Source organism: Gracilibacillus saliphilus (assembly GCF_010994085.1).
GTDB classification, from domain to species: Bacteria; Bacillota; Bacilli; order Bacillales; family Amphibacillaceae; genus Gracilibacillus; species Gracilibacillus lacisalsi.
In genome coordinates this window covers 693,277-711,253 of record NZ_WJEB01000001.1, presented here as the reverse complement: position 1 = coordinate 711,253, position 17,977 = coordinate 693,277, and the positions used below count along the sequence as shown (strand labels likewise).

The window sequence follows — 17,977 nt, the reverse complement described above, 5'->3', positions numbered from 1 at the left end:
TATCCTTTGCATTTCAACTTATTTATTTTATCATAAAGAATAGAGTAAGAGAAGGAAGTTTCATAAAATACCGAAACAGGAGTGAATTGATTTGAATTTAGAAGAGAAATCCGAAGAAAATTTAGCACATATTATTCATGAGATGGGAAGAATGTTGCAAGTAGTCAATGATTCTATCATGGACCCTAAAGATTATGACCTTGATAATTATGAAGAATTAAAATCCTTATATGATCTCCTGCAACAGAAAGGAAAACTTACTGTTGCCGAAACCCAAGCATTTATTGCAGAGCTAAGAGAATACCGAAAATAAGAAGAAAAGCGCAGAGCGCCTGTTCAGAAACGTAGCGACTGGAACGCATCAACTGAGATAAAGGAATCACGGTGAGTTTACGAACCGCTGATGACTTATCGTAGGGCGATTCGTGAAGTCGCCTAGTTTCTGGGCGTTCGGAGCTAGACATCTGCGCAAACTTTATACTTTCTTGTCTCTAAGAAAAACCGGGAAAGCCCACCCGGTCCTGTCCAAAGTAGTTATTTTGACATGAATAATAGGCGTAACAACCGCTGCGGCTTGCCCACTTCGCTTTCCGTGGGGGGTTTCCTGTACAAGCTATTTCAAAATGGCTACTATGCTTACAAATGCGTTGATACCGCGGATTATATGCTTTCCTATATTAACAAGAAAAGCGCACAGCGCCCGTTTAGAAACGTAGCGACTGGAACGGCATCAACTGAGATAAAGGAATCACGGTGAGTTTACAAACCGATGATGGACGTGACAGGTTGCCTCCATGTTATCTACATCCGATAATTTATAATTTCCTGACAAACAAAAAGTCTTAGGAGTATCTAAGAAAACTCCTAAGACTTTCTAATTCTTATAGTTAGTGATCATCCACTACGCTAGTTTCCTCCATCAATTCTTCCAATTTCGTTGTAATTTCATTTAATGTTGAAATTAGTTCAGATAAATACGCATTAGATTTAAGCTGTTCTTCATTTGTAAGTACAGCTTTTTGAGCATAGTCTGACGTTTCTTCCACAATTGTAGTCACTTTTTGGATCGATTTTTGTGCTTCTTGTGCTACATAAGATACTTCTTCACTTGCTTGGAAAATTTGCTTGATTTGTTCTGCTACATTTCCAATAGATGAATGAATATTCCCGAATATTTTTCCTGTTTCTCGCACAATTTCCTGCCCATGCTCCACTTCACTGATAACCTGGTTCATTGAAGCAACAGATGTATCAGTCTCTTGTTGGATAGACTGGACAAGGTTAGCAATTTGGCTGGCAGAATCCACGGTTTGCTCAGATAATTTTCGGACTTCATCCGCCACAACAGCAAACCCTTGACCATGTTCTCCTGCTCTGGCAGCCTCTATCGCTGCATTTAAAGCCAACAAGTTTGTTTGGGAAGAAATGTCTGTAATTAAACTGACAATCCCATTAATTTCTTTCGATCGATCATTTAATAATCGTACTGTCTCAGATGTTGTCCTCACTGTTTGATTTATATTATCCATTTGTCCTACCGTCTTTTGAATCATACCATTTCCATCTTCAGCTTTTTGTTCAGTCATTTTCGTGATATCAGATACTTCAGATGAAGTTTTAGCTATTTGCTGCATATCCTGTGTCATTTCCTGAATGAATTTTGAATTATCCTCGACTTGTTTTTTCTGATTCAGTGCACCATCAGAAATCTGTTGTATGTAGGAGACACTTTCCTTAAAAATAGCTTGATTAGACTGATTCATCTCTTTTAATTGTGAAGAAACATCAATTACCTTCTCTGAGGTTAACGACAAACTATCTACAATTCCACTTAGTTTAAGTTGCTTTTGTTCCTTTTCACCAAGGTCTCCGATTAATTTCCGCTTATGTCTAACTTGCCAAATTATAGCTCCAGATGTCCCAATTAAAAATAAAGCATGAACAAGTAACATGGAAAATGGATAATCATTTGTCCCAAAAACATACTCTCCTAAAAAGAAGTAACCTCCAATATGTTGAACAGCAAATAGGACTGTCATAATTAGAATTAAGTTAATTTTCTCATAGTAACCAATCATCGCTACCACCATAAAAATAGAAAAATGATACTCTACCATTCCCTCTCCACCAGCAATCATTGACATGCTGCTAAATGTAATAGTTAGCGTATTAAAAAGTGGTATTAACGGATGATCACTCTTCTTTTTAAACAGCAGTATTGTTACAGTAAAGAGGAAAATCGGAATGACTAGAAAAATATTTGTAATGGCCGTTAATTGTTCTGCACCATGATGCCCCCAAAATTCAGATATGTTAAAAATACGATGTAACACGTGAATAATAATAGATACCATAAGTACAAGAAACGATAAAATTAAATTAACTCGATTTTTGTTATTTGAATCCATAAACCTTCCCCTTCCCAATAAAAAGCGTTCAACCATAAGAACATCTTTATGACAAATAGTAATATTTACCCTGGTTCTATTGTACTATTTATTAAAAATGTTGTCTATTGTGGTATCCAGTGGGAATTTAAGGATGGCTTTGACCAAAAGTAATATTTCGAGTACCATATTCCTTTATTGCGATATCTGCATTGTTTATTGCGAGATGTAGCTTCTTTATTGCGAAATCGCCTTGTTTTATTGCGAAATACTACTTCTTTAATCATATATGCTTAAATTTTCTTTTTTGATAAGAAACCCCCCGCTTCAACCTTAATTGAAACAGAGGGTTCACCTTGTCAGACTATTTTATGAATAACTTTTAATGAGGCAAAGCGTCTAATGCTTGTTTTGCCGCACGTTGTTCTGCTTCTTTTTTCGTCCGACCTACTCCTTTTCCAGCTGTCTTACCATTAATTGTAACAACAGCGAAAAATTCACGGTCATGTGCAGGACCTTTCTCGTCTACAATGTTGTATTCCACTAGTCTATTCTTATGTTGCTGTACTGTTTCCTGCAATTGACTTTTGTAATCCATCGTATGCGAAAAAGCACCGGTTGTAATCTCAGGGTACACATACTTCCTTAAGAAGGTAATAACTTGATCATATCCTTGATCTAAGTATAATGCGCCAATGAAGGCTTCAAAGACATCTGCTAGTAATGCAGGGCGATTACGACCACCAGTCATTTCCTCACCCTTACCTAATAAAATGTATTTGCTAAAATCAAGTGTCTCTGCAAAGCGAACTAAAGCTGGTTCACACACAATCGAGGCTCTCAGTTTTGTTAAATCCCCTTCCTCTAATTCATTATATTCTCGATAGAGGTATTGAGAGACTCCCAGTTCTAGAACTGCATCACCTAAAAATTCTAACCTTTCATTATCTAGTAGATTCTTTTTCCGGTGCTCATTCACATAAGATGAATGAGTAAAGGCTTGTTTTAACAATCTTTCGTTCTCAAAAAAAATCCCCAATTTTTCCTGAAGCTCTTTAAAATCAGACACATTCTTCACCTACCAACATGAAATCAATCATTGTCATTATTATAAAGGATACATAGCTGATCGCCAACCCTAAATTGTAAAGGTTTAATAGTTTTAGTTTTGCCTTACTGGATCAGAAACACACTGCTAATCCATTATAAAGGACAAACCCGTTTCATGATGATTGAAACGGGTTATCTTTTCAGACTGTACTCTTAGACAGCCACAACTTATTACTTGATTTAACAGTTCCTATTGGTTGCTGTCTATGTAATTTACAGCATCACCTACTGTAGCAATTTTTTCTGCATCTTCATCAGCAATTTCCATGTCGAACTCGTCTTCTAATTCCATTACAAGTTCTACAACATCAAGAGAATCAGCTTCCAAATCATCTTTAAATGATGCTTCAAGCGTAACTTTATCTTCGTCTACATCAAGACGATCGACAACGATTTGCTTTACTTTTTCAAAAGTCTCGGACATTTCACGTCACCTCCTTTCAAAGTATATGTACCTTTCTACATAACCATACCTCCGTCAACCGGTATAGTTTGTCCGGTAACATAGTTAGCTTGTTCAGAAGCTAAAAATAATGCAACATTCGCTACATCTTTCGCTTCTCCTAATTTATTTAATGGAATTAATGCTAGCATTTGCTCTTTCTGTTCTTCAGTGAGTTGATCGGTCATATCTGTTCCAATAAAGCCAGGCGCAATAGCATTGACTAATATATTTCTCGCTGCTAATTCCTTTGCAGTTGTTTTCGTTAAACCAATAACACCCGCTTTGGCAGAGACATAATTTGCCTGTCCAGGGTTGCCGCTTATACCAACAACTGAAGATACATTAATAATCCGACCGCTTTTTTGTTTCATCATTTGGCGAGTCACTGCTTTGGTACATAAGAATACCCCTTTTAAGTTAATGTCAATAACATCATCAAAATCAGCTTCACTCATTCGCATCAGTAAATTATCTCTTGTAATACCTGCATTATTCACTAAAATATCGAGACTTCCAAACGTTTTTGTCGTTTCTTTCACCATTGCTTTGACGTCATTTTCATCACTGACATTTGCTTTGATTTTAATTGCTTCTCCTCCGTCAGCAATGATTTGATCCACTACTTCCTGAGCTTTATTTTCACTACCAGAGTAGTTTACCACTACTTTTGCCCCTTTACTAGCAAAAGTTAAAGCTATTTCACGTCCGATTCCTCTTGAGGCACCGGTTATCAGTGCAACTTGATCCTTTAACATGGTTAATCCTCCTTCATCCATTCGATAAATTCAGTTAAAGTTGCTACGTCTTGAACAGCAAAAGTTTTCGCACGGCGATTCACTTTTTTCACGAGGCCTGTTAACACTTTGCCACTGCCTACTTCGACAATCGCATCGAGTTGCTCTTCCAATAGCTGTTCGATAATTTCTTCAAAACGTACTGGCGAATATAATTGTTCTACTAATAATTGTTGTATTTGGTCTTTTTCAGTGACTTTTTCAGCGGTCACATTTGCATAAACAGGTATTTCAGCGTCAGACCAGTTGATATTATGTACTAATTGTTGAAACTCTTCAGCTGCTGGCTTCATTAGACTTGAGTGAAATGGTCCGCTCACGGGTAACGGTAATACACGTTTTGCACCTGCTGCTTTTAAATGATCGGTCGCTGCATCAATTGCTGATTTCGTACCAGATACAACGATTTGTCCTGGGCAGTTGAGATTAGCAATCTCAATAACGCTATCCACTTGTTCACTAATTTTTTGCAGTTCATTACGTAATGTTTCTTGATCCATTCCTAAAACAGCTGCCATGGATCCTTTGCCTTCAGGATAGGCATTTTCCATTAACTTACCTCTTTGATGTACTAAAGAAACAGCATCAGAGTAGGAAATAGCATTCGCTGCAACAAGTGCACTATATTCACCAAGACTATGCCCACTTGTAACTGATGGTTTAATACCATTTTCCGCTAAAATTTTTGTAATAGCTGTACTAACTGATAACAATGCTGGTTGTGTATTTTCTGTTTTTGTCAGTAACTCTTTAGGACCTTCAAACATAATCGAAGTTAAGTCATAACCTAAACGTTCATTAGCAATGGCGAAGAGCTCTCTTACTTGTGGAAACTCTTCATACAAGTCCTTTCCCATTTCGACTACTTGTGATCCTTGACCAGGATAAACGAAAGCGACTTTTTTCACGATTTATTCCTCCTCAGTAGCAGCTTGCAATGTTTTTACGTCTGCTTCTATCTTTCCGATTACATCTTTCTCGACAATGTTTATTGTTTGTTGGATGGCACTGAAAATGGCTTGTTGATTGGATGAGCCATGTGCTTTAATCACTGGAGCAGCGAGACCAAATAATGCAGCACCACCGTACTCGGAATAATCAAGTTGCTCTTTTAAGCCTTTCAGATCTTTTTTCACAAGTGCAGCAGCGAGTTTAGTTTTGGTATTAGTCATAAATGTGTCTTTAATCATCGAAAACATCGTCAAAGCTGTTCCTTCCACTGTCTTTAAAGCAACATTTCCACTAAAACCATCAGTAACAACAACATCCGCCACACCATTTAACAGATCTCTCGCCTCGACATTACCAACGAAATTTATTGGAAGTTGTTGCAATAGCTCAAATGCTTTTTTCGTTAAGTCATTTCCTTTGCCTTCCTCTGTTCCAACATTCAAAAGTCCAACACGCGGATTCTTTACTTGACGAACTTTTTCCATATAAATAGACCCCATTAGACCATATTGCTGAAGGTGTTGGGCTTTGGCATCAACATTTGCACCTACATCCAACAATAAGAACCCTTCGCCATTAACGGTTGGAAGTGTTGGACTTAAAGCTGGACGATCTATCCCCTTAATTCTACCGACTACAAACAATCCAGCGCTCATTAAAGCACCCGTGTTCCCCGCAGAAATACAAGCATCTGCACGTCCAGACTTTACTTCGTTTGCCATGAGCACTAAAGAGGCATTCTTTTTTCGACGAACTGCTTTTACAGGTTCATCCTCACTCGTAATCTTTTCTTCTGTATGAATAATTTCAATAGCATCATGTTTTTCCAAATGCGGCGTTATTTTGTTTTCATCACCAATTAACGTAATTTCCAAATCATTAAAGTGGTTCACCGCTTTTAATGAACCTAAGACAATTTCCTTTGGTGCGTGGTCACCGCCCATAGCATCGATTGCGATTTTCATGATTCGTTCCCTTCCTTCTCTTGAGTCGATCGAAACATTTCAAATACTCCTGAAAAGACCATTTCGTTATCTACATAGCTAAACACTTCTACTACAGTCCGATTGTTTTTCTCTGAACCTATTACTCGTGCTTTAGCAATGACTCGTTCTCCCTGTATGACTTGACGGGTAAATTTAATCTCTGCATTTGTTGTTAAGGCTAGCTCATCATTGATAACGGCAACAGCAAGGGAGTTTGCCTGCGCAAATAAATGATGGCCCCGTGCAATTTTATTTCGTGAAAATACATGTTCTGCTGTAATATCCATAATCGAAATTGCACGTTTATCTAATTCTAAGTCAATAATTTCACCTATAACCTCATCAATCGGCAGTGCCTTAACTGTTTCATTCCAATTATTCGTTGCAACAGATTTTATCCGTTCACGTAACTCCGGAATGTTTAACTCCATTCGATCTAAACGGATGGTCTGTATGCTAACATCAAATGATTTTGCTAGCGCCTCATCCGTTATAAAAGGTTTTGCTTCAATCGTTTCTTTTAACAGCGACTGCCGTTCTTTTTTATTTCTTTTCATGAATTACACACCGTCCATCTGCAAGTCATCATTTATTCCAACGAAAAAATTATGACTAGGTACTAATAGTAATATATAATACCATTAAAAATTATGCAAGTGAATCTAATTTAATAATTGCTGATCTATTTCAATTTGAGAAAGCAAATACTTAATTAATGCTTGGAATTCGGCCTTCCTCCACCATTCATTTTCGACAATATCGACAGCATCTGCCCTTGCTGTTTCTAATGCACGATAATCGTGAACCAAATCTGCTAATTTAAATTCTGGTAGTCCACTTTGTTTGACACCAAATATATCCCCAGGTCCCCGAAGTTCTAAATCTCGTTCTGCTAAAACAAAGCCATCAGTTGTTTCCGTCATAATTCGCATACGTTCTTTCCCGGTTTCACCTTTAGGATCAGCTACTAAAATACAATAACTTTGCTTATCGCCTCTTCCGACACGTCCTCTTAATTGATGTAACTGTGATAAACCAAATCGATCTGCGTCTTGAATCATCATAACTGTAGCGTTCGGAACATTGACCCCTACTTCTACAACTGTTGTAGAAACTAATATTTGGATTTTATTTTCGGCAAAGTCATTCATTACTTGTTCTTTTTCTTCTGTAGTTAATCTTCCGTGCATAAGCCCTACCGAGGCTTTGCCTTGTAAGATTTCTTGAAGTTGGTGATATAGATCAAGGGCATTCTGAATATCTAATTTATCTGATTCTTCAATTAACGGACAAATAATATATGCTTGATTACCTTTTTTTATTTCCTTATAAACAAAATTAACGGTTCTTTCAAACATGTTATGCTTGACCCAATATGTTTCAATTGGCTTCCTGCCTTTAGGCATTTCATCTATTTTGGAAACATCCATATCTCCAAATGCAGTAATAGATAACGTTCTCGGGATAGGTGTTGCGGTCATAAATAAAATATCTGCTAAAATCCCTTTTTCACGTAATGTATTACGTTGTTGCACACCAAATCGATGTTGTTCATCGATAATAACATATCCTAAATTTTGAAAATTAACATCATCCTGAATGAGTGCGTGTGTTCCGATTACGACATCACATGATCCATTTTCAATTTCTGTTAACATTTCTTTTCGCTTTTTGCCCTTTATTGATCCAGTTAATCTGTGTACACGAACATCACCTGGCAGTAGGTGTTTTAAAGATTCTTCATGTTGTTCCGCTAAAATTTCTGTTGGTACCATCAAAGCAACTTGCTTTCCGGCTTTAACAACTCCATAAAGACTTATAACAGCAACAGCAGTCTTACCTGAACCTACATCTCCCTGTAATAATCGATTCATTCGGTATGGTGATTGCAGATCCTTAAAAATTTCTGCTAATGCTTTTTTCTGAGCAGAAGTTAAAGCAAAAGGAAATTGTTTAATCAATTGTTTTACTTTTTCCATGTTGATCTCTTTTGCATTACCTTTTGTAGCTTCCCGATTTCTCTTTCGATAGAGCTGCATTTTTATTTGAAACAGCAATAATTCTTCATAGATAAACCGCCTCTTCGCGTGCTTTAATTGTTGGAATGAAGATGGGAAATGAATATTTTCCAAGCCATCGGTCCGATTCGGTAATTTGTATTTATCTAAATAAGAAATCGGGAGAATTTCGATAATTTGATCACGGTAGGTAGACAATGCACTCTCGATTATTTTTAGGAATTGAGCATTTTTAATGTCTCCTTTGGAAGAGTAAATCGGGGTAATAGGATTTGAGCCGTCTATTGTGCCCTTTTTATAATTATCAATCGTTATTTGCAACCGGTGTTGATCCCATTTTCCATTTACCGATACTTCCTCACCTGGAATAAAGTGCTTTTTGGCAAAGGAACGGTTAAAGAGAACACCCTTTACAACTGCTCCATCAACACGTAAAGAAACAACCATCCGGGATTTTTTTCTTTGATAAAATTGTACGGTTGGCTCATGGATAACTTCACCAACTATTGTCACTTTTTCATTATGTATCAGTTCGTGAAGTGGTTTTTGCTCATAATGATCATATCGGTTCGGAAAGTAATATAGCAGATCTTCAATTGTATAGATGCCAATTTGCTCGAGCGTTTCGGCTAGCTTCGGCCCAACACCTTTCACTTCTTGAACAGAAATATTATTCATTTCACTCACACTCTCTTAATTCAAATATGTAATCCAATCCACCAAGTTCACAGTAGATATATACTGCGAAGTAATGAAAATTTTGTGAAGTGAGGCTTTCCTCCATTCTTTCCATAGGAAGTACTGGAATACCGCTCCGGCAGAATACTGCGCTTTCCGTGGGATCGGCTTCAGCTAACTTTGCAAAGAATACCACTTTGCAAAGTGGATCTTCAGCTCTCGCTGTCCCACAGGAGTCTCCGTATTCTGCCTACGCTGTGTAAATAATTCTACCTTATATAAGAGGAAATACTCGGGAACCAGTACCCGTGTGTTACTTCTTTCAATAATCAGAACACTACGCAAAGCGGAGGCAAGATACGTAGACTCCTACGGGAACAGCGCGAGCCGAAGACCCCGTGATGCACCTGCGTCTTCTAGTAACGCTTCGAAGTGGCTTCCTCGGTGCAAGGGAGCAAAGAAGATAATTCCAAGTAGTTCCCTGGCTATGGCCGTGCCCGTGGAAAGCGAAGTATCTTGCCGGAGCGCATGTAAGAACTCATCAAAATGCAGTACAGGAAGAGAGCAAATTCTTGTCATGTTACTGCGCAGTTTATGATTTTGTGCTCTAATTGGATAAAAAGCTCTATCGCCTTGGATAGAGCTTTTGGTTTTATTCGATAGAAAATATATAAGAGTAGATCGGTTGGTTCCCTTGATGAACTTCCACTTCTATATCTTCAAAATTATCCTCTATAAATGCAATAATTTCGTTTTCTTCTTGATCAGTTGTTTCTTCTCCTCGAATTACAGTAACAATCTCATCTTCGTCTGTTTCAATCATTTCAGTTAACAATTCCTTAATAACTGTCATTTGATCAGCATTCGTTACTTTAATTTTTCCATCCGCAAGCCCCATATAATGACCATTTTCAATCGTCATGCCTTCTATCTGTGTATCACGTACGGCATAGGTAACCTGACCAGTTTTCACTTCCTGGCTTGCATCTGTCATGTTTTCTTTATTGTCAGCTAAACTAACTTCAGGGTTATACATTAACATAGCTGACATACCTTGTGGGATTGTTTTCGTTGGCACTACTGCTACATTAACTTCCGCTAGTTCTGCAGCTTGTTCAGCTGCCATCACAATATTTTTATTATTAGGCAATATAATAACATTTTCAGCATTTGCCTCTTCAATAGCATTCGTTAAATCCTGTGTACTTGGATTCATCGTTTGCCCACCTTGAATCACAACTGTTGCTCCTAAGCTTTTAAATAACTCTGTTAAGCCATCTCCCATTGCAACTGTTACTACACCGAAAGGCTGCTTTGCTTTAGGCTTCTCTTCTTTCTGATCAACAATATTGGAATGTTGCTCTCTCATATTCTCTGCTTTTAAATGAATAAAGCTGCCAAATCGTTGTCCTAAATTGAAAACATCACCAGGGTATTCTGCATGAATATGAACTTTGACGATTTCGTCGTCTGATACAACTAATAATGAATCACCGTGCTCACTTAATTCTTCTCTAAAAGCAGCTTCATCATATGGATGATCTTTTAATTTATCGTCTTCAAAGCGAACCATAAATTCTGTACAATAACCATACTCTATTTCGTCAGTAGTCATATAGTCTTGCGCTAGTTTGTGATGCTCCGCACTGACAAGGTCATCTAAATCCATTGTGTCATCCTGGGAAGATTCCGGAACTTCTTCACCTTTTAACGCAGCTAAAAACCCTTCATAAATAACGACTAATCCTTGTCCACCACTGTCTACTACTCCTACTTCTTTTAGTACTGGTAAAAGTTCAGGAGTTCTCTTCAAAGATTGTTTAGCAGCTTGAACAACTTGCTCCATAAATGCAACAATATCCTGTTCTGCTTCTGCGATTTTTTTTGCTTCAACAGCTGTGTCTTTTGCAACAGTAAGAATCGTTCCCTCTACCGGTTTCATTACTGCTTTATAGGCAGTATTTACACCACTATCAAGCGCTGTAACAAAACTTTCAATATCTAACTTATCTGTTCCTTCTAATCCTTTAGCAAAACCTCTGAATAATTGAGATAAGATAACTCCTGAATTACCTCTAGCACCCATTAGTAATCCTTTGGCAAATGCATTAGCTACTACTGAGACACTTTCATGGTTTGCTTTTTTCACCTCATTTGCCCCTGAGGTAATGGATAAATTCATATTTGTTCCAGTGTCGCCATCAGGTACTGGAAAGACATTTAATGCATCTATTTTCTCAGCATTATTTGCTAAACTATGCGCACCAGCTAACACCATATTGGCAAACAATGCTCCATCTATATTTTTTTGCGTCACTTGCGTGTTCCTCCCTCTGCTCCTTTTTCCGGAATAACGAATTTTGCATGTATAGTAGATAATCGTAATTAATCTTGAATCACACGTACGCCTTGAATATAAATATTGATTGACTTAATTTTTAAACCGAGTGTTTTTTCAAGATTATATTTCACTTGTGATTGGACGTTATGTGCAACTTCAGATATTTTTGTACCATAGCTTACAATGATATACATATCAATGTGCACATCTTCATCATCTTGTCGAACGACAACACCTTTGGCAAAGTTTTCTTTTCTCAAAATTTCTGCAATACCATCACGTAGTTGTTTTTTCGATGCCATACCAACAATACCATAACATTCGATGGCAGCACCACCAGCGATAGTTGCTATTACTTCATTAGTAATCGTTACATGACCATCTTCTGTTTTTAGTTCTATTGACATATTTTATCCTCCTTCTTAAATAAATAAAAGAAAAAGTTCCATCAGCGTCTACACCATTTTATAGTTGAGTTTTCATTTGATTATTAGAAAAAATGGCTTATTACCAAGTTACTAGCGTAGTCTTTGATTATTTTATAATATGTAGGTTCTAAAGTTTCACTACGTCGAGTCACTTCACTGCTAAAATTTTATAGTTCCTACAGCGCCAGAGAAAATAAGGGTATTCCATTATAGAATGTATGAAAATCACGTCTATGTCAAGCAATTATAAGAAATGCTTTGTACACCTCTATAAAAACAGTCTGACTCTATCGAAACTTACGCAACCCTCTCTATCATTAATTCGTAAATACTTTTCTAATTTGAAATTGCAAAATCATAAAAACTATGATAAATTATATAAGTATGGATTGAGTTAGGTAGGAGGGAACGAAATTATGGGACGTAAATGTGCAGTAACTGGTCGTAAAACGACTTCAGGAAATAAGCGTTCACACGCTATGAATGCAAATAAGCGTAACTGGAAAGCAAACGTACAAAAAGTTAGAATCATGGTTGACGGCAAACCAAAACGTGTGTATGTTTCTGCTCGCGCGCTTAAATCTGGCAAAGTAGAACGCGTTTAATTTTATAATCAACTCTTAAAAGAAGAGAATAGAAAAGGCTCCTGTATACAAGGAGCCTTTTCTATTTATTTCTTCCCTGAACCTAACAATGCCCGAATGAAACCACCAATAAACCGCGGGAGCTTAATTGTATAAAATTTCATCATACCCCTCCTCTTCACCATGAAGACATAACCTCATCATTATCATTACAACATCTGATTCTTTTACAGCTTATGAGGATACATGACTATAATTGCATACCTTTCCATATTTTCATAAGATTTTACGGAATTCTACTCCGTACTCTTTATCATTATTAATATGCCATCATTAAAGAAAAAAGTACCTTGTTCCTTAATTAATTGATTTGATATACAACGAGTACTCCCCCATGTAACTGTATAATCATCTAACGGATAATAGAATCCATCTAAGGTCAGCCCCTTAACAGTAGGGGTTAGTGGTATAAATGATATTAGTTCAGAACTATTCGCCTGGATACTGTAATGACCTGGCTTATAAATAGATAAGATATTTTTGCGATCAATTATTTTGGCACTAACGTTTTTTTCTAATAGACGATAAAGCAGCTGAATATTCGCTAATTCATGGTCCAGCCTGCCAGCAGTAACACCAAACAAAAAAATGGAAGCAGGCTGATAGGAAAGAGCTGCTTCTACTGCTAATTCTAAGTCTGTTTCATTTTTTTCCGGAGGAAATTCACGAAAGATATTTGCCTGCTTTTTAATGACTAGTTTTTCTTCGTTATCAAGTGAATCAAAATCTCCTATTGCAATATCAATAGGTAATTGCTTCCTTAAAAGATAAGAAGCACCTAAGTCTGCACCTATCCAAATATCGATATCATCCCGATAGTAAAGTAAAGAGGCAAGTGCTTTTTCAGGCCCTCCTGCGACGATTCCGATATTCACGTCAAACACCCCTTCCTCATTAAAATAATCAACATCAAAGAGGTTTAATTTCTAATTTTTTGAATAGCTAACGCCCGATCTTTTTCATTAAATATTGCACTTCCAGCTACTAGAACATCTACACCTGCTTCGACACATTGTTTTGCTGTTTCTTCGTTTACTCCTCCATCTACTTCAATTTCAAATGATAAATCTAATTCTTCACGCCATTGTACAGCTTGTCTTACTTTATCTAACACTTCCGGGATAAATGTTTGACCACCGAAACCAGGGTTAACTGTCATAAACAGAACAAGTTCGACATCTTTAATAATCGGTTTAATCATTTCCACTGGTGTTGCTGGATTAATAACAACCCCAGGTTTAACACCTGCATCTTTGATCATATGTATAGTTCGATGTAAGTGGGTACAGGCTTCAACATGAACGGTTAAGATATCTGCACCAGCATCAATAAAGTCTTGAATGTAGCGATCTGGATTTTCAATCATGAGATGTACATCAAGGGTTGCATCTGTTACAGGTCGAATAGCAGATAAAACTACTGGTCCTATTGTAATGTTTGGTACAAAATGTCCATCCATCACATCAACATGTATATAGTCTGCACCTCCTTTTAATACATCTTCCATTTCTTCTCTTAAACTGGAGAAATCAGCTGATAAAATCGATGGTGCTATTTTCGTACTCATGTTAATACCTCGGCTTTCTATTTTTAATTTCTTCTACAAATTGCAAATAGTTTTGATAACGACCTTCTAAGATTTCTTGTTGATCTAAAGCTGCTTTTACTGCACATTTAGGCTCTTTAATATGCATACACCCTCTAAATTTACACTGATCTTGTAAATCAACGAACTCCGGAAAACAGCCTGGTAATTCTTCTAACACAATTTCTTTAAAATCTAAGGCGCTGAACCCAGGTGTATCCGCAATTAACCCTTGTTCAAATGGGATAAGTTCTACATGTCGAGTTGTATGCTTACCTCTGCCTAAACTTTCTGATATGTTATCTGTTTCTAATTGTAGACCAGGTATAATTCGATTCAGAAGTGATGTTTTTCCGACTCCAGATTGCCCGGCAAAAACAGAAACTTTATTTTTTAGGTACACAGATAATTGTTGGTTTACTTCCTTATCTTTCGTAGAGAGAAACTCCACTGTATAACCGATCTTTTTATAATAAGCGAGCTTATCTTTAATAAGCACTGATTCTTGTTCCGTAAGTAAATCCATCTTAGTAAAAAACAATAATGGTCTGATCATTTTGGACTCAACCAATACGAGAAATTTATCTAAAAGGTTAAGACTTAAATCCGGCTCTTTAACAGATGTGACAATAATAGCTTGATCCACATTGGCTACCGGTGGACGTGTTAATTGATTGTCACGTCCATCGATAGAAAGAATATAGCCCTCTTTTTTATCGCGGTATTCAAATTCGACAAAGTCACCAACAAGAGGGGTAATCTTTTTTTGGCGAAAAACCCCTCTTCCCCGGCATTGGACAAGACCGCCTTCATATTGCACATAATAAAAACCACTCAATGCCTTGACAATTTTACCTTTTGGCATTTACTCACCCTCTACATCTTCATATGTTAATGTTTTTTCTATGATGATTTCGTCGTCTTTAATCACTTTATACGTCCCTTCGTCATCAGGTTCAATCGTTAATTCAATCGTAAATGTTTTATCTTCTGTAATCATTTCGACATCTTGATATAGATCTGAAATCTCGTTATTCATATCCCCTACATAAATACTGATCTCTTGAGGCTCAGGTTCATCTGTTTCCTCATCACCAGTATATGGTACGGTAAAGGATTCCGTATGCGTTATAGGTTCTTTTGGCTCAGGCCCTTTGGATACTGTTAGCTCAACAACTTCGCCCTTTTCAATCTCTTCATTTGCAGATGGGTTCTGCTCAATGACATGACCTTCTTCCACTTCATCATGATGTACCTCTTTAACATCAGCTGAAAGATCTCTGTCTTTTAAATAATCCGTTGCTTCATCCACATCTAATCCGATCAATCTGTTTAATGTTATTTTTTCTGGGCCTTTACTAATTTCAAAAATAACATTTGTATCTCGAGGCACTACTTCATCACCTGGTGAAGGTTGATATTGAGCAATAATTTCGCCTACTGGACGATCCGAGAATTCCTCGTAAAACTTAACATCATTAAACCCTTCCTCAAGAAGAAATTCTTCAATACGTTCATAGTCCTTGCCAACATAATCATCGACAACAACCGCCTCAGGTCCTAAACTGACATAGACCGTTATATCTTTCCCTTCTTTAACCGTGTCATTGGGACGCGGATAAGTTTCGATCACGTGGTTTTCTTCTACTTCTTCATCGTGCTCTTCTTCCTTCAACACATTCAATTTTAAATCTTCTAATTCTTGAAGTGCTTCTTCATAACTTAATCCGGATACATCCGGAACTTGTACATCTTTCGGTTGAAATAAACTAGGTAACACGAACAATGCTAATAAAATTGCCCCGAACAAGATCACAAATAAGCTTGTAACCCAAATAAACGTTTTTTTACGCTTTTTCTTTTTCTTTTCTTTCGGTTTATCCTGTTCTTCATTATTAGTACCATTCGTAACGATTGTTGTCTCTTCATCAACCACATTGTTCTTTACAATGTCATCATCTTTCACAATCGGTATAGCCTTTGTAATCGTATCGTCAGTGTCTGGTGTCTCGTATTTAGCTACATGTAATTGGTCCGGATCTAATGCATGTGTTAATTCAGCTTCCATTTCGAAAACTTCCTGATAACGGTGAAACGGATCTTTTGCTGTTGACTTTAAGACAATATTTTCTACAGATTGAGGTACTCTCGGATTAAATTCCTTGACTGACGGTGTTTCAGTTTGTAAATGTTTAAGTGCAATCGAAACAGCTGATTGCCCTGAAAATGGCAACTGACCTGTTAATAATTCAAATAAAACAATTCCTAGGGAATATATATCTGATTTACGATTAGCTTTGCCACCTCGTGCTTGTTCTGGTGACAAATAATGTACGGACCCTAACATCGAATTGGTTTGTGTCAAAGCAGTTGCACTTAATGCAATCGCAATTCCGAAATCAGTTACCTTGATTTGACCATATGGGTCAATTAATATATTTTGCGGTTTAATATCACGGTGAATTAAACCATTATCATGTGCATGTGAAATAGCAGAAGTAATTTGCGTCATAATTTCTATGACTTCCTCTACTTCTATCGGTGCATGCAATTGTATGTATTGCTTTAACGTCATTCCATCCACATATTCCATCACCATATAATATATTTGATCTTCTTCCCCAACATCAAAGATATTTACGATATTTGGATGTGATAAGCTCGTAGCTGCTTGTGCTTCCCGATGAAATCTTGTAATAAACTCATCATCATTGGCATATTCTAAACGTAATACTTTAATCGCTACCTGTCTTTCCAGAATAGTGTCATTTCCCAGATAGACATTGGCCATTCCACCGCCACCAATTAATTTAATGATTTCGTATCGTTCATTTAACACTTTTCCTTCTAACATGGCGGCTCACCAACTTCTTCGTGCTGTTTAATAACCGCTAGCGATATGTTATCTTCTCCACCGCGGTCATTAGCCAAATCAATTAATGTTTGACTTAGCTTATCATCTTCTGTTCGCATAATTATTTCATGTAGTTCCTCATCCGTAACTTTATTGGTTAATCCATCGGAACAAATTAATAATCGCTGATATTCATCCCACTGAGCGCGAAAAATATCCGGTTCTAAATCAGGTTCTGTACCCAAAGCCTTTAGAATAACATTCCTTTTTGGGTGTACTTGCGCATCTTCTTCTGATAATTGGCCAGTGCGGACCAGTTCACCTACTAAGGAATGATCAGCCGTTACTTGTTTCCAAGTTGATTGATTGAATAAGTATGCACGGCTATCCCCAATATGGCCAATCACAAGTTCTTGTGCCGTACAAATTGCAACCACTACGGTAGTTCCCATACCTTGACAAGAAGTGTCCGACTGAGCTTTTTCAAATACCACGTTATTTACTTTCTTAATAGAATCTGCTAACCAATTTTCCAAATCTAGCTTTTCCAAAGGTACATCCAGTTCGGACCACATTTTTTCTATTTCTTCAATGGTAAGTTTACTAGCCACATCTCCCGCTTGATGTCCGCCCATGCCATCAGCTACCACTGCAAGCACTGCGTTTTCACTAGGGAAAACAGCTACAGCATCTTCATTTAATTTACGGACCTTACCTTTATCGGATTGATATACGTATTTCATTTCAACACCTCTT

18 protein-coding genes are annotated in these 17,977 nt (G+C 37.2%); 2 read left to right on the top strand and 16 right to left on the bottom strand.

Features of this window, described 5'->3' with window-relative positions; translation table 11 throughout:
- Positions 1–91: 91 nt before the first annotated feature.
- Complete coding sequence (locus GHT08_RS03440; RefSeq protein ID WP_018932704.1) at positions 92–313, top strand: DUF1128 domain-containing protein; 222 nt, start codon at positions 92–94, stop codon at positions 311–313.
- 574 nt (positions 314–887) lie between these two features.
- On the opposite strand, the gene GHT08_RS03435 is transcribed toward GHT08_RS03440, so the two are convergent.
- From GHT08_RS03435 to GHT08_RS03390, 10 genes are all read right to left on the bottom strand, one after another.
- The gene (locus GHT08_RS03435; RefSeq protein ID WP_163579804.1) at positions 888–2,408 is read right to left on the bottom strand and encodes a methyl-accepting chemotaxis protein; all 1,521 of its coding nucleotides are present in this window, start codon (positions 2,406–2,408) and stop codon (positions 888–890) included.
- Between the two features lie 361 nt (positions 2,409–2,769).
- Entirely contained in the window at positions 2,770–3,456 is a 687-nt protein-coding gene (gene rnc, locus GHT08_RS03430) for a ribonuclease III (protein ID WP_163579802.1), read from the bottom strand.
- Between the two features lie 231 nt (positions 3,457–3,687).
- On the bottom strand, positions 3,688–3,921 hold the full coding sequence (gene acpP, locus GHT08_RS03425; protein WP_018932706.1) for an acyl carrier protein: 234 nt from the start codon (positions 3,919–3,921) through the stop codon (positions 3,688–3,690).
- A 35-nt stretch (positions 3,922–3,956) separates the two neighbouring features.
- Positions 3,957–4,697, bottom strand: a complete 741-nt coding sequence (gene fabG / locus GHT08_RS03420; RefSeq protein ID WP_163579800.1) for a 3-oxoacyl-[acyl-carrier-protein] reductase — start codon at positions 4,695–4,697, stop codon at positions 3,957–3,959.
- Positions 4,698–4,699: 2 nt separating this feature from the next.
- The gene (fabD, locus tag GHT08_RS03415; protein WP_163579798.1) at positions 4,700–5,644 is read right to left on the bottom strand and encodes an ACP S-malonyltransferase; all 945 of its coding nucleotides are present in this window, start codon (positions 5,642–5,644) and stop codon (positions 4,700–4,702) included.
- Positions 5,645–5,647: 3 nt separating this feature from the next.
- Positions 5,648–6,652 carry a phosphate acyltransferase PlsX gene (plsX, locus tag GHT08_RS03410; RefSeq protein WP_163579796.1) on the bottom strand — a complete coding sequence of 335 codons (1,005 nt, stop codon included), beginning with the start codon at positions 6,650–6,652 and terminating at the stop codon, positions 5,648–5,650.
- Positions 6,649–7,230, bottom strand: a complete 582-nt coding sequence (gene fapR, locus GHT08_RS03405; RefSeq protein WP_163579794.1) for a transcription factor FapR — start codon at positions 7,228–7,230, stop codon at positions 6,649–6,651. The genes plsX and fapR overlap by 4 nt, the downstream gene beginning before the upstream one ends.
- A gap of 105 nt (positions 7,231–7,335) precedes the next feature.
- Positions 7,336–9,369, bottom strand: coding sequence for an ATP-dependent DNA helicase RecG (gene recG / locus GHT08_RS03400; RefSeq protein WP_163579793.1), 2,034 nt, complete (start codon positions 9,367–9,369; stop codon positions 7,336–7,338).
- 652 nt (positions 9,370–10,021) lie between these two features.
- Positions 10,022–11,686 carry a DAK2 domain-containing protein gene (locus tag GHT08_RS03395; protein WP_163579790.1) on the bottom strand — a complete coding sequence of 555 codons (1,665 nt, stop codon included), beginning with the start codon at positions 11,684–11,686 and terminating at the stop codon, positions 10,022–10,024.
- Between the two features lie 68 nt (positions 11,687–11,754).
- Complete coding sequence (locus GHT08_RS03390) at positions 11,755–12,117, bottom strand: Asp23/Gls24 family envelope stress response protein (RefSeq protein WP_163579788.1); 363 nt, start codon at positions 12,115–12,117, stop codon at positions 11,755–11,757.
- A gap of 437 nt (positions 12,118–12,554) precedes the next feature.
- Between GHT08_RS03390 and rpmB the strand changes: the two genes are divergently transcribed.
- The gene (rpmB, locus tag GHT08_RS03385; RefSeq protein ID WP_163579785.1) at positions 12,555–12,743 is read left to right on the top strand and encodes a 50S ribosomal protein L28; all 189 of its coding nucleotides are present in this window, start codon (positions 12,555–12,557) and stop codon (positions 12,741–12,743) included.
- Positions 12,744–12,808: 65 nt separating this feature from the next.
- Here rpmB and spoVM read toward each other — a convergent pair whose 3' ends face one another.
- The 6 genes from spoVM to GHT08_RS03355 form a co-directional block, all read right to left on the bottom strand.
- Positions 12,809–12,886 carry a stage V sporulation protein SpoVM gene (gene spoVM / locus GHT08_RS03380; RefSeq protein WP_100362494.1) on the bottom strand — a complete coding sequence of 26 codons (78 nt, stop codon included), beginning with the start codon at positions 12,884–12,886 and terminating at the stop codon, positions 12,809–12,811.
- 132 nt (positions 12,887–13,018) lie between these two features.
- The gene (locus GHT08_RS03375; RefSeq protein ID WP_163579783.1) at positions 13,019–13,657 is read right to left on the bottom strand and encodes a thiamine diphosphokinase; all 639 of its coding nucleotides are present in this window, start codon (positions 13,655–13,657) and stop codon (positions 13,019–13,021) included.
- A 44-nt stretch (positions 13,658–13,701) separates the two neighbouring features.
- Complete coding sequence (rpe, locus tag GHT08_RS03370) at positions 13,702–14,349, bottom strand: ribulose-phosphate 3-epimerase (RefSeq protein ID WP_163579782.1); 648 nt, start codon at positions 14,347–14,349, stop codon at positions 13,702–13,704.
- A 1-nt stretch (position 14,350) separates the two neighbouring features.
- Positions 14,351–15,232: a ribosome small subunit-dependent GTPase A gene (gene rsgA / locus GHT08_RS03365; protein WP_163579780.1), complete on the bottom strand. Its 882-nt coding sequence runs from the start codon at positions 15,230–15,232 to the stop codon at positions 14,351–14,353.
- Positions 15,233–17,221, bottom strand: coding sequence for a Stk1 family PASTA domain-containing Ser/Thr kinase (pknB, locus tag GHT08_RS03360; protein WP_163579778.1), 1,989 nt, complete (start codon positions 17,219–17,221; stop codon positions 15,233–15,235). It abuts the gene before it with no gap.
- A complete protein-coding gene (locus tag GHT08_RS03355; protein ID WP_163579776.1) occupies positions 17,215–17,964 on the bottom strand; it encodes a Stp1/IreP family PP2C-type Ser/Thr phosphatase in 750 nt (249 codons plus the stop codon). Before GHT08_RS03355 ends, pknB begins: the two co-directional genes overlap by 7 nt.
- Between the last annotated feature and the right edge of the window lie 13 nt (positions 17,965–17,977).

Excerpts from the sequence above, each read along its gene's own strand:
- GHT08_RS03390 (WP_163579788.1), bottom strand. The coding sequence starts at position 12,117 with ATGTCAATAGAACTAAAAACAGAAGATGGTCATGTAACGATTACTAAT.
- fabG (WP_163579800.1), bottom strand. The coding sequence starts at position 4,697 with ATGTTAAAGGATCAAGTTGCACTGATAACCGGTGCCTCAAGAGGAATC.
- rsgA (WP_163579780.1), bottom strand. The coding sequence starts at position 15,232 with ATGCCAAAAGGTAAAATTGTCAAGGCATTGAGTGGTTTTTATTATGTG.
- recG (WP_163579793.1), bottom strand. The coding sequence starts at position 9,369 with ATGAATAATATTTCTGTTCAAGAAGTGAAAGGTGTTGGGCCGAAGCTA.
- acpP (WP_018932706.1), bottom strand. The coding sequence starts at position 3,921 with ATGTCCGAGACTTTTGAAAAAGTAAAGCAAATCGTTGTCGATCGTCTT.
- GHT08_RS03355 (WP_163579776.1), bottom strand. The coding sequence starts at position 17,964 with ATGAAATACGTATATCAATCCGATAAAGGTAAGGTCCGTAAATTAAAT.
- plsX (WP_163579796.1), bottom strand. The coding sequence starts at position 6,652 with ATGAAAATCGCAATCGATGCTATGGGCGGTGACCACGCACCAAAGGAA.
- rpmB (WP_163579785.1), top strand. The coding sequence starts at position 12,555 with ATGGGACGTAAATGTGCAGTAACTGGTCGTAAAACGACTTCAGGAAAT.
- pknB (WP_163579778.1), bottom strand. The coding sequence starts at position 17,221 with ATGTTAGAAGGAAAAGTGTTAAATGAACGATACGAAATCATTAAATTA.
- GHT08_RS03435 (WP_163579804.1), bottom strand. The coding sequence starts at position 2,408 with ATGGATTCAAATAACAAAAATCGAGTTAATTTAATTTTATCGTTTCTT.
- rpe (WP_163579782.1), bottom strand. The coding sequence starts at position 14,349 with ATGAGTACGAAAATAGCACCATCGATTTTATCAGCTGATTTCTCCAGT.
- fapR (WP_163579794.1), bottom strand. The coding sequence starts at position 7,230 with ATGAAAAGAAATAAAAAAGAACGGCAGTCGCTGTTAAAAGAAACGATT.
- spoVM (WP_100362494.1), bottom strand. The coding sequence starts at position 12,886 with ATGAAATTTTATACAATTAAGCTCCCGCGGTTTATTGGTGGTTTCATT.